Annotated in this window: 9 protein-coding genes; 5 read left to right on the forward strand and 4 right to left on the reverse strand. The window is 53.7% G+C overall.

Translation table 11 applies throughout. The features are described from left to right. Positions 1-9 precede the first annotated feature (9 nt). Together purL and tadA are read right to left on the reverse strand one after the other, a co-directional pair. Entirely contained in the window at positions 10-3,945 is a 3,936-nt protein-coding gene (gene purL / locus PSCS_RS10670) for a phosphoribosylformylglycinamidine synthase (protein ID WP_068812095.1), read from the reverse strand. 116 nt (positions 3,946-4,061) lie between these two features. Then, positions 4,062-4,532: a tRNA adenosine(34) deaminase TadA gene (gene tadA / locus PSCS_RS10675; protein WP_068812096.1), complete on the reverse strand. Its 471-nt coding sequence runs from the start codon at positions 4,530-4,532 to the stop codon at positions 4,062-4,064. A 200-nt stretch (positions 4,533-4,732) separates the two neighbouring features. Here tadA and PSCS_RS10680 point away from each other — a divergent pair, with 200 nt between their 5' ends. Both PSCS_RS10680 and PSCS_RS10685 read left to right on the forward strand, forming a co-directional pair. Next, positions 4,733-6,004 (forward strand): DUF2254 domain-containing protein, encoded by a 1,272-nt coding sequence (locus tag PSCS_RS10680; RefSeq protein WP_068812097.1) that lies wholly within the window; start codon positions 4,733-4,735, stop codon positions 6,002-6,004. A 47-nt stretch (positions 6,005-6,051) separates the two neighbouring features. Then, on the forward strand, positions 6,052-6,387 hold the full coding sequence (locus tag PSCS_RS10685) for a DUF3817 domain-containing protein (RefSeq protein WP_106387108.1): 336 nt from the start codon (positions 6,052-6,054) through the stop codon (positions 6,385-6,387). Here PSCS_RS10685 and PSCS_RS10690 read toward each other — a convergent pair. After that, positions 6,355-7,332, reverse strand: a complete 978-nt coding sequence (locus PSCS_RS10690) for a DUF6607 family protein (protein WP_229694613.1) — start codon at positions 7,330-7,332, stop codon at positions 6,355-6,357. The genes PSCS_RS10685 and PSCS_RS10690 overlap by 33 nt on opposite strands. A gap of 260 nt (positions 7,333-7,592) precedes the next feature. Between PSCS_RS10690 and PSCS_RS10695 the strand changes: the two genes are divergently transcribed. Next, positions 7,593-8,816 carry an ATP-grasp domain-containing protein gene (locus tag PSCS_RS10695; protein WP_068812098.1) on the forward strand — a complete coding sequence of 408 codons (1,224 nt, stop codon included), beginning with the start codon at positions 7,593-7,595 and terminating at the stop codon, positions 8,814-8,816. 77 nt (positions 8,817-8,893) lie between these two features. Continuing rightward, positions 8,894-10,921: a hypothetical protein gene (locus tag PSCS_RS10700; RefSeq protein WP_068812099.1), complete on the forward strand. Its 2,028-nt coding sequence runs from the start codon at positions 8,894-8,896 to the stop codon at positions 10,919-10,921. Between the two features lie 17 nt (positions 10,922-10,938). On the opposite strand, the gene PSCS_RS10705 is transcribed toward PSCS_RS10700, so the two are convergent. Then, positions 10,939-11,280 (reverse strand): MerR family DNA-binding transcriptional regulator, encoded by a 342-nt coding sequence (locus PSCS_RS10705; protein ID WP_068812267.1) that lies wholly within the window; start codon positions 11,278-11,280, stop codon positions 10,939-10,941. Positions 11,281-11,467: 187 nt separating this feature from the next. On the opposite strand from PSCS_RS10705, the gene PSCS_RS10710 reads away from it, so the two are divergent. Continuing rightward, a complete protein-coding gene (locus PSCS_RS10710) occupies positions 11,468-12,316 on the forward strand; it encodes an arylamine N-acetyltransferase family protein (protein ID WP_068812100.1) in 849 nt (282 codons plus the stop codon). Positions 12,317-12,463: the final 147 nt, after the last annotated feature.

A 12,463-nucleotide genomic window follows, 5' to 3' on the forward strand; every position in this document is an offset into this window, starting at 1 on the left:
AATCTGTGGTTATTTCAGCCAGGCCCGGGCATTACGAAACAGCCGCATGGCTGGTGCATCTTCCTGCCAGCCTTTGGGCTGCCAGGAGTGCTGTGCGGCCCGGAACACACGTTCCGGATGCGGCATCATAATCGTAACACGACCGTCTTTGCTGCAAACACTGCTGATGCCTCCAGGCGATCCGTTGGGGTTTTCAGGGTAATGTTCTGTGACACTTCCCTGGGCATCCACATATTGTGCAGAAATGCCCGACACGGCTTTCAGTGCCGCCAGCTGTTCAGAATTATGGAATTGCGCACGACCTTCACCATGCGCCACGGCAATCGGGAAGACCGACCCTTTCATTCCCTGAAACAGTGCTGAGGGACTGTCAGTGACTTTCACCAGGCTCAGGCGAGCTTCAAATTGTTCAGAACGGTTACGCTCAAAACTCGGCCAGTTCTCGGCGCCAGGAATCAATTCGTGCAAATGCGACAGCATCTGACAGCCATTACAGACACCCAGTGACAACGTGGTCTGCCGGGCAAAGAACGCGGCAAACTGATCGCGCAACGCCGGATTGAAGAGGATGGACTTGGCCCAGCCACCCCCGGCACCCAGTACGTCACCGTAGGAGAAGCCACCGCAAGCCACCAGCATGTTGAAATCATCCAGGTGACGGCGACCCGACACCAGATCGCTCATGTGCACATCCACGGCACTGAAGCCGGCCCGGTCAAATGCAGCTGCCATTTCGACATGGCCATTCACACCTTGCTCGCGCAACACAGCAACTGCCGGTTTGGCTCCGGTATTGATAAACGGTGCGGCCACGTCTTCGTTGACATCAAAGTCCAGTCGGGCAAACAACCCGGTGTCTTTGGGGTCAGCGATGCGCTCGAATTCCTGGGTCGCACAGTCGGGGTTATCCCGCAATGCCTGAATTTCGTAGCTGGTGCGCGACCAGACTTGTTGCCATTTGGTACGGCTGCCTTCCTGCAGTAATTTGCCCGCATTGAATATGCGAATTTCATCGCCCGGTACCACCCGGCCCACTGTCGCCGTGCAATCAGAGAGCGAGAATTCTTCGATGCGGCTCAGGACGGCATTGAGGGATTTCTTGTTGACCTGGATGACTGCACCAAGTTCTTCACTGAACAGCACATCGATAACACCCGAGTCATCATTGAGCAGCTCAGATAACTGAATATCGACGCCACAATGACCGGCAAACGCCATTTCGGCAATCGTGGCCAGCATGCCACCGTCAGAACGGTCGTGATAGGCCAGCAACAGATCATCCTGCTTTAACTGCTGAATCAGGGCAAAGAAATTACGCAGGTCTTCCGGGTGTTCCAGGTCAGCGGCAACCGCACCCAGTTCACGATAAACCTGAGCCAGTGCCGATCCACCCATACGGTTTTTACCCCGCCCCAGATCAATCAACAGCAGCTCCGACTCTTCACCCTCAGTTATTTTCAACTGCGGTGTCACCGTCTTGCGAATGTCGTTAACGGGCGCAAAAGCTGAAATCACCAATGACAATGGTGCCGTGTTGCTTTTTTTCTTGCCATCTTCTTCCCAGACGGTACGCATGGACATGGAGTCCTTGCCGACAGGGACACAAATCCCCAGTGCCGGGCACAGTTCCATGCCAACCGCCTTGACGGTGTCATAGAGTTTCGCGTCTTCGCCCGGGTGCCCTGCTGCAACCATCCAGTTGGCAGACAGCTTGATATCACTGATATCACTGATTGATGCGGATGCAATATTGGTGACTGCCTCGGCAATCGCCATTCGGCCCGATGCCGGCGCATCAATCAGCGCCAGCGGCGTCCGCTCACCCATGGCCATGGCTTCACCCTTGTAACTGTCAAAGGACGCTGCGGTTACCGCTACATCAGAAACAGGAACTTGCCAGGGACCGACCATCTGGTCGCGACTGACCAGGCCGGTGACGGTTCTGTCACCAATGGTAATCAGGAAATTCTTGCTGGCCACCGCTGGCAGACTCAACACACGTTCAATCGCTTCCGGCAGATCAATCTGAGCCGTATCCAGTGGCGTCAGTGCCACCTCCTCGTGCACAACGTCACGATGCATTTTTGGTGGCTTGCCAAATAGCACAGACATCGGCAAATCAATAGGACGATTGGCAAAGTGCTCATCTTCCAGGCTGATATGCATTTCCGAGTCAGCCTCGCCCACTACCGCATAAGGACAGCGCTCACGCTCACAAATGGTCGCGAACTGTTCCAGATGCTCGGGTGTGATAGCCAGCACGTAGCGTTCCTGTGCTTCGTTACACCAGATTTCCAGGGGTGACATACCGGTTTCGGCATTGGGGATGGCGCGCAGGGAGAAACGACCGCCGCGCTCACCGTCCTTGACCAGTTCCGGCAAGGCATTAGAAAGACCACCGGCACCGACATCATGAATAAAGGCGATGGGGTTATCATCACCAAGCTGCCAGCAACGGTCGATCACTTCCTGACAGCGGCGTTCAATCTCCGGGTTCTCACGTTGTACGGAAGCGAAATCCAGGTCCGCCGAACCTGTACCCGCAGCCATGGATGAGGCGGCGCCGCCACCCAGGCCAATCAGCATGGCCGGACCACCCAGCACTACCAGTTTGGCCCCTTTATCAAAGGTTTTCTTCTCAACATGAGATTCACGGATATTACCCAGGCCACCGGCAATCATGATGGGCTTGTGATACCCGCGTACTTCTTTACCCGTGGCATCATTGGCAGCGGCTTTCGCTGTTGGCACCAGTTCTTCATAGGTACGGAAATAACCACAAAGGTTGGGACGGCCAAATTCATTATTAAACGCCGCTGCGCCAATCGGGCCTTCAATCATGATATCCAGGGCAGATACGATATGGCCAGGCTTGCCAAAATCTTCTTCCCAGGGACGGGGAAAGTCAGGCAATTTCAGGTTGGAAACACTGAAACCGCAAAGGCCGGCTTTCGGCTTGGCACCGATACCGGTTGCCCCCTCGTCACGAATCTCACCGCCATTGCCTGTCGCAGCGCCGGGGTACGGGGCAATCGCGGTCGGATGGTTGTGCGTCTCCACTTTCATCAGGATGTGGATGGGTTCTTCGTGATAGGCATATTCGTGGGTCAATGGCTGCGGGAAGAAACGTCCGGCCACCGATCCCGTCATGACTGCGGCATTGTCTTTGTATGCCGACAGTACATTGTCTGGCGACTGTTCGTGCGTATGCCGGATCATGGCAAACAATGAACGATCCTGTGGCTGGCCATCGATGGTCCAGTCCGCATTGAAAATCTTGTGACGGCAATGCTCCGAGTTGGCCTGGGCAAACATCATCAGCTCGACATCATTGGGGTTGCGGTCCAGCCCCTTGAAAGCATCCACCAGGTAATCCATTTCATCATCAGCCAGGGCCAGGCCCAGGGTCTGGTTAGCCTGCTCCAGCGCCGGGCGGCCCTGCTCGAGAATATCAATCGAGGTCATCGGTTTGGGGCTGGCGTGCTCAAACAGGCAGGCTGCGGCTTCCACTTCGTTCATCACCGCCTGGGTCATCTTGTCATGCAGATAACCATCCAGTTGAAGCAGCTCCTCGTCCGACAATGGCGCATCAACAGTCACCAGCCACTGAATACCACGCTCCAGTCGACGGATGGCCGACAGACCACTGTTGTGGGCTATGTCAGTGGCTTTACTGGACCAGGGCGAGATCGTACCCGGGCGCGGTACAACTACCCGGCTTACGCCTTGTGCGGCTGCCTCTGCATCATCTTCCGGCCAGCTGCCATAGTGAAGCAGTTGCTCCAACACCTGTAATTCATCGTCGTTAAGTTCATGGTCACACTCAGCCAGGTGGACATAAGCCGACGTCAGTGCAGTGACCTGGGGCAGCTCAAGCTGGATCAGTCTCAGTAACTTGCGGAGGCGAAAATCAGAGTGGGCAGCGCTGCCATTCAGAATTAGCATGTGTCAGTGATTCCTAGTGAAGAACGGAAATGGGATTGCGGCGGGCGCGATTATAGGACAAATCGCGGCAAAATTCAGCGTTTGTGCGGCAAATGCAGGTAAGAATTACGGAATTTTTATTTACGGCGGGCACGAAAGAAATCGCGCATACGGGTGCCACATTCTGCTTCCAGGATGCCGGATGTCAGCTCGGGATAATGGTTAAACTGCCCGTTTTCCAGCAGTTTCTGGCCACTGACCACAGCACCATAGCGCGGTTCCGGGGCGCCAAAAACCAGCCGTTCAATCCGGGCATGGACAAGCGCACCAAAACACATGGTGCAAGGTTCAATGGTGACATAGAGCGTGGCACCGGGAAGGCGGTAGTTCCCCAGCCGCTGACAGGCATCGCGCATGGCATTGATTTCGGCATGTGCACTGAAATCACGAGAGTTGACGGGGCGGTTAAACCCCTCTCCGACAATTTCACCGTCAATGACAATGACTGCGCCTACCGGCACTTCGTCAAGGGCTGCAGCCTGATCTGCAAGCTCAAGGGCTCGCTGCATAAATGCATTATCGGTCTCTGCCGAATGAGTATCGCTCATGGGAGTATACTTTCCTGATGCTATGCCTGATGGTATGCGACGCTAAAAAGGGCGGCATCATATCAGATTCTCCGGCGCCGCTGGCCCCGGTAATGCTATTCTGCGATTAAATGTACCATTTGTACGCTTGACGGGCAGAGACTTCATTAACAAAATCAACCGACAGGGCCTGTTCGCGGGTCGGCATACGGGATAACAACATGACAAAATGGCAATGGATATTGCTGCAGTTCACCCGCAAGCTCTGGTTCAAGGCATCATTGATTGGTTCCCTGGGACTGGCTGCTGCCTTGCTGGCATCGCAGGCGGATAACTTCACCCAATGGCATCCGCCGCTGGATATGAACGCCGAGGCCGTGACCAGCCTACTATCCATCATGGCTTCCAGCATGCTGGCGGTGACCACCTTCTCACTCAGCGTCATGACTTCAGCTTACGGCGCGGCCACCAGTAATGTCACACCCCGCGCCACCCGGTTACTGATGGAAGACGGCACGACACAAGGCGTGCTGTCAGTGTTTGTGGGCTCTTTCATTTTCAGCATGGTTGGCATGATTGTCATGCAGGCCGATGCCTATGATGTGCAGGGCCGCTTTGTGCTCTTTGTGGTGACGGTGACGGTCATCGCCATGGTGGTCACGGCGTTATTGCGCTGGATTGACCACCTGACACGTCTGGGGCGGGTCAGTGAAACATCAAACCGGGTTGAGCAGGCGACCGAAAAGGCTCTGCAACTCCGTCTGAAAACCCCTTATCTGGGTGGCCAGCCGCGGCACCAGACACAGGATCGCCCGGCTGATGCAATCATCATTCGCGGCGATGTCACCGGATATATCCAGCACATTGATATGCAGGCACTGTCCGAATGCGCAGAGCAATGTAACACCGAGATTTACCTGGATGTCCTGCCTGGTAACTTCGTGCATGAAGGCGCTGTTTTAGCCTGGCTTGACAGCAAGCGAGATATCGACGACCCGGACGCCATTGCCAGAGAAATCAGCCGCGCTTTCAGTATCGAAAAAGAACGCAATTTCGACCAGGATCCTCGCTTCGGGCTCGCCGTGCTCAGTGAGATTGGTGTCAGGGCCTTATCCCCCGGCGTCAACGACCCCGGAACGGCTATTGATATCCTGACCCGAAATACGCGCCTGTTAATGCGCTGGTCCGCTGGCCGGAAGAAAGTGAGTGAGGATGATGTGCAGTATCCACGCCTGCACGTCTATCCATTACAAACCAGTGATCTGTTTGACGATGCTTTCCGCATGATTGCCCGCGATGGAGCCGCTAACCTGGAAGTGCAATTACGTTTACAGAAATCGCTTTGTGTGATGACGGAACTGGGCGACGACGAGTTTCACGATGCGGCCAGACATCAGTCGGTCCTTGCCTGGCAGCACGCAAAACATGTTATGTACCTTGAGGATGACCTGGAACGCCTGAAGTCAGTCTGCCTTGCGGATAGCGACGACTGATCATGATAGAATCACTGGTTTTCCACCCGTTTCAAGGCAGTTAACCGATGAGTTCTTCCGCACAAATTTCTTTCACCGGCCGGGTATTTTCGGTCATCGCCCTGATCGAAGCGTTAACCTGGGCAGGTCTGCTGGTCGGAATGTATCTGAAATATGTAAGCGGCACGACGGAGATGGGAGTGTGGCTGTTTGGACGACTGCACGGCGCGGCTTTTGTCACCTATGTGATTGCCTGCCTGATTTGCAGTGCGCGCCTGCGCTGGCCCTGGTGGGCGACCATACTGGCCTTCCTGGCAGCGATTCCACCTCTGGTCACGCTGCCGCTGGAAATCTTTTTCAAACGTCGCGGCTTACTCAGCCGAAGCGCGGTCAAGCCAGTCTGAGAACACGGCGTCAATTTCGGCACCGTATACTGTCTCCCCTTCCTGGACCGAGGCAGCCATCTCAAACAGTGGCATGATCATGTCCATGCCATCCTCGCCGGTCAACATGACCAGCCCTGGCGGCTGGTCGAGATAATCACCCCAGCGGGTTCGCACTTGCGCCCAGAAGTCTTTGGTAGCAGCCCAGTATTCTTCAGCGGGAGTGAAGTCGACTTCGTTCTCATCCCGGTAATCATTAAAGCCGTATTCGCGCACAATCACATGACGCTCACCGTTCTCGCCGATCTGAACCTTCAGGTTATCCTGCTCGTGGGTCCAGCCATCAGCCACGATGGTGTGACGGTTGATCGCCTCCATGACATTGTAATCTTCACGCGTGGTGTATTCACGGCGGGGCAGTGGGCGCCAGGTCGTATCTGACGTCCAGGTGGAAGCGCCATCTTCATGAATCCACTTACCTGTGCCGCAATAACGAGGCGCATCGCTGACTTCATAAACGCACTGGGTCCACTTTCCCGACGTTTCTGCGTCAGATAATTCCCGCACCCGCCAGGTCTGATCAGTCCGGAACTCAAACCGGGTATCCGCCTCATAGACCCAGTCCTGTCGCCAGTGTTTGGTAACGTAACCACTTTTGGGATCCACCAGAATGTGCTGCAGTGAAATTTTATCAGCACTGTCTTCAACAACGACAACCCATTCACTACCACCGGTCAGCTTTTCTTCCGCATGTTCATAATCAGGCTGATAGCGCACGGTTTCAAAGAAACTGAAGTCAATGTCGTAAGTACCGGTCATGGCCAGAATCGCCTCCCGGTCACTGGCCGGAAATGGAAGTGTTGCCGACTCACTGGCACTTACCATTTCTACCACCCCTGCCACAAGCACCATTGGCAGCCCCAGCCACGGCAACCGGTTGAATCGTCTACTCTGGATATCTGGCATACATTGCACCCTGTGTTACACGCTGTGATTGGTTATTTAACTTCATTATACGAGAATGCTTCTCATTTACAAGCTAAAGATAACAACAAATAACAGCGCTGGAACGCAGTTGTATTGCGGAAAAGTCAGTTGCCAACGGCTGTCTTTTTCCTGGGTGTGCCCCTTGGCACCATGCAAGTTGCTGCTTTCTCCTGTACAGTAGGTAATGAAAATGATTGAAAATTAAAGGAATTTACATCAACAGACGTAGAGGTAATACCATGACGAAGGATCCTAATAAGGGATATATTGCATTGCTGGGCTGGAGTTTGAATGCAGTGGAAGCTGCCGAGACGTTCGACCGGCGATACATTGTGGTCGCACCTGACTGGGCTGAAGAATACTGCCAGCAGCACAATATCCCTTATCTGTCATGGAACTTCGAACGTCTGAATGACCGCTCCATGGAAATCGCAGAGACATTAAAGGAGAAAGGCGTCGACGTTGCCATTCCCCTGTTTGAAGAAACGGTTGAATGGGCCGGTGCGATTAATTCCGTACTGCTGGATAATCCAAGGCTGTATGGCCAGTCTCTGTTGCTACGCGATAAAGCGTTGATGAAGCGTCGTGCGCAGCTTGGCGGCATACGCGTAGGTATATTCGAAGAAGCCCACGATAAAGAAGACGTGGTGCGCTTTCTCAAACGCGTTAACCAGACCTTGCTGAAGCTCGATGGCGACCCCAACGACCCGATTCATCTGAAAGCCTTCGACAAGGCCGGCTGCCTGGGTCACCGTGTGATTCGCACGCCAGATGAAGTCGATACCATTCCCGACGAAGAGTTTCCGGTGCTTATGGAGTCACACCTCGATGGCTGGGAGTTCGCCGTTGAAGCCTGGATCCATAATGGCAAGATTGTCTTCCTGAACGTCTCAGAGTACGTCACGTTAGGCTATTCCGTGTTTGTGCCGGCATCACCTGAACTGGAGAAATACCGGGCACAGATTCATGCACAGATTGAGAAGCTCATTAAAGCTTTTGATATTGAGTTTGGTCTGATCCACCCCGAATACTTTGTCACCAGCGACGGTGAAATGTACTTCGGCGAAGTGGCTTATCGTCCACCTGGTTTCAAGGTCTTTGAACTGCTGGAACGCGTTTACGGATTCAACGCCTACCAGGCCAGTATGCTGGTATTCGACCCCAACTCCACAGAAGAGGAAGTCAAAGCCTTCTTCCCGAAAGAAGTGGTCGATGCGGATGGCTTTGCAGGCTGCTTTGGTGTTTATCCAAGACGACGAGTGGTCAGCGAGTTGCGTATTCCGGAGGAAGTGGAGGATCACCCCTACTTCGAGTCTCATGAACTGACGCCGCCGGCAGAAGAAACGGTGACTAAGCGCACCGCCTTCGGCACCCACTGGGGCCTTGTCTACTTTCGTGGCGAAGACGCACATACGCTGCGCGATACGCTGAAAGCCCAGGAAGATCTGGACTACTATATCTAGGTGGGGGACAAACGGGATTGTCTGCGCATACAACTTTCGTATACAGTCTTGCCCCTGACATTTAGCAAGGAGTCTGTGTGACGCCTAACAGCAACCTGCAATCGCCCGGTGCGGATCTTCTGCCGGGCCTGCTGAAAAAACTCGACAACGCCACGCAACAACTCGGTGATGCACCGGATTTTGCCAAACCAGCACGGCTCCAGCCGGTCATGGATATTGCCCGTCGTGTGTTGCTGCAAACCGGCGGCTGCGCAGCCATTGAAGATCGCGCAGAACGCCTGGAGAGAGCCGGGGTGTTCGCCGGATCTGACTGGGCCCAACCCGCTATTCTGGTCCCATCGCTCAGTGGTCTGTCACTGAAAAGTGCCGACGCCACCACCGTCGTTATTGAGGCGCTGAGCCAGTTACGGATGCTTGCTGTGGCCAAATCCCGCTACCTGCACGAAGGACTTAGTCCGGTCGCAGCACGCCATTTCCTGACCCAGGTGCTAGCCCTGAATCTGGCGTTGCTGTTTGGCGCGCCTAGCGAGGCCGAACGCGAAACCCAGGGGCGTCTGGCGCAAATACCGCGCGAATTGTTTCAACACCTGGCTACTCGTATCGGTTTTGAACACATCATTGATGAGCTGATCAACGAAATCTGGCGAATTCTCCAGCAGCGACCGATTCAGGTTGAACCGGTCAAGCAGATGATTACTCAGATCAGTCTCTGCCAAAGCAATCCCGAGATTGATCTGGGGACCTCTGGCCAGGGCGCCAACCGTTTGGTCAGCGCCTTGTTTGGCCCCACCCAGGCCTGTCATGAAGATCCTGGCGTCGACGTCTACCAGCAACGGCTGGAGTCCATGGACACAGCCGCTCTGCAGTATGAAGCCACTGGCTTTGCCCGGGCCATGCACGATACAGGCCTGGTTTCTCCGTACCACGCTGTGCTGCTGAACCACCTTGCAGGCCAAAGTGACCAGTTGGTCGCAGAAGCCCTGGGGCTTTCAGCCACTGGCCGTGACTGTCTGCTTTGTTTCCACGATCTGATTCAGGCCATTATTGAATCATCTCTTATGCCCACCACGGCACAAGGCATCTACGGACTGGCGCTGATGCTGGAGCGCGGTATTCTTTATCAGCCTCCCATTGCGCCGGCGTTGTGGCGCCAGCTAGGTTTAACCTTGTCTGACTGGTCACAGGCTCGCTTGTTTGCCGCTTTCGGCGACAGCGTTCCGTATCGTGCCAAACTGATGGAAAGTGTACTCAGCATGCTGGGACAACCCCTGGGCATCGGTCAGGGCAACAACCCGACCTGTCAGTCAGCCCGAGCTTTATCCATGTGGTCATACAACGATCCCGATTATTTATTGCAGATGGTGACCTGGGCCGCACGTGACGATGAAATCGTCATGCATTTCGAAGGTCAGCGGATTTCATCCAAAGAATGCGTAGCCGGCGTGGCACAGACATTACCGCTTGACCTGGATGCTGTTTCTTTACTGGTCGTGCCACATCTGGACCGGATCTACGGTGAAATGGGACGCCAATGCATTGGTCGCGAAGGTGACCCGCATCAATGGATTAATCCGGAGTTTCACGGCTGGTGGACAGGACGGGGGTTTCGTATCAATGTCGACGTCGCGACTGGCCACCTGGATGACCTGGACGCCTTCGTCAGGCATTTCTATGCCAGTTACCATCCCGGTTATAACGGCAACCAGCCGCTGATTCATCCACAACCGGCGGGTATTGCGATTACCGATAGCGCGGCTCGTTTCATTGGCTGGCATGCCATCAGCATCTTGCGGGCGGCAACTGACCCCAATGGTGAGATGCGTATCTACTTTTATAATCCGAACAATGACGGTGGCCAGGATTGGGGCAATGATGTCAAAGTCAGCACGGCGGGTAATGGTGAGCGCTTTGGCGAGTCTTCCCTGCCCTTTGCGCAATTTGCCTCACGTCTTTATATTTTCCATTATGACCCACTGGAGCACGGCAAGCTCGCCAATGTCACCCAGGACGAGTTAAGCGAAGTTATCAGCATGATTGAGAACAGTTGGGGAGCCACCCGGCTGCCGCCCACAGGGGCGCAGGCGAGTCAGTCTCCCACTCTCTAGCAGGCTGTCATGGAGTATCAGACGGGTTGAACAAACTGGGCACCAGAGCCGCGGTGGCCCAGTTCATCGTCTGGATTGCGCAGCGGACATTGCTCTACAGAAAGACATCCACAGCCTATGCAACCGTCCAGATAATCGCGTAACCGGCTTAGCTGATCGATACGCTGAGCCACCTTGATAATGGCTACACGACGCAGTACTTCTCGATGAAAAACCCGATGGTTCCCCGCGCTTCGGCGACTTTTAATCAACCCTTTTCGTTCATAGAAATGCAAAGCAGACACCGTGACACCACTGCGCCTGGCGACATCTCCGATACTCAATACTTTGCCATTGACCCGGCAGTCATTTTTTTTCATAAAAACGCTTGACCTAAACTTAAGTTGAGGTTTTAGCATGCCGCACAAATCATCACAGTTCAACTGAAAAAGGAGGAGCGGCAAATGCAGACCCTCAACATCGAAATCATTCTTGGCAGTGCCAGACAGGATCGCCAGGAACAACACACCTTATGAAAAGGTTCTCGGTTAACAAGGATTTTTCAACATGAATCACTCAGACAATCACAATGATTTAATCAACCTGGACGCATACCTTAAGCGAATAGGTTACGAAGGACCGTTTCCCTTGCAGGCCGACTATGAGGTACTGGCTGCCCTGCAGTGGCACCACAGTCAGGCGATACCGTTCGAGAATCTCAATCCCCTGCTCGGCTTACCTATTAAGCTGGATGCGCAATCACTGAATGGAAAACTGCTTAATCAACAACGCGGGGGCTACTGCTACGAACAAAATGGGCTGTTCAAACGGGTGCTGGAACAGATCGGTTTCCGTGTGGATGGTTTCGCTGCCAAAGTCATCTGGAATGCCACATCAGACGATATTATGCGATCGCACAAAGTGCTGCGTGTGACCTGCCAGGAAGGCACCTTTCTGGTCGATGTCGGTTTTGGACTGGCTGTGCCAACTGGCCCCATTCCTTTAGCACCAGGCACTATAGCCCGAACACCACATGGACGTTTTCAATTGCTGATGACAGACGATGGTGAATTCAAACTCCAGGTAGAGTTTGATAAGAGCTGGCATGACCTCTACCAGTTTGATCTGCAAATTCAGCAACCAGCCGATTACGAGGTATTCAACTGGTATGTGTCAACACACCCCGAATCCATGTTCGTCAACAATCTGATCGTCAGCAAACCGGTTGCTAATGGCCGCTTAACATTGAGTAACAACCGGCTCACGACTCGATCTCTGGACGGGGACGATACCACTCAGATACTGACGAGTACGTCTGAAATACGTGGTGTTTTACATGATGTTTTTAACATCGACGTTGAGCCATTGACTGGATTGGATGAGGTGCTGAATCGCATTGTTCAGGAGAACAGCTAGCAAGCTGTTGGACCTTGCAGGTAAAACAAACTAAATCTGAATACTATATTGGAGGGAAAATTGGAGGGAAAAATAATTTCTGAAAATATTGAAGCCTGCTCACACGATTGTGGTATTGATTTGGTGAGCAGGCTGAACTCAACCTGT

Origin of the sequence: Pseudohongiella nitratireducens (assembly GCF_001642735.1) — a bacterium.
GTDB classification, from domain to species: Bacteria; Pseudomonadota; Gammaproteobacteria; order Pseudomonadales; family Pseudohongiellaceae; genus Pseudohongiella; species Pseudohongiella nitratireducens.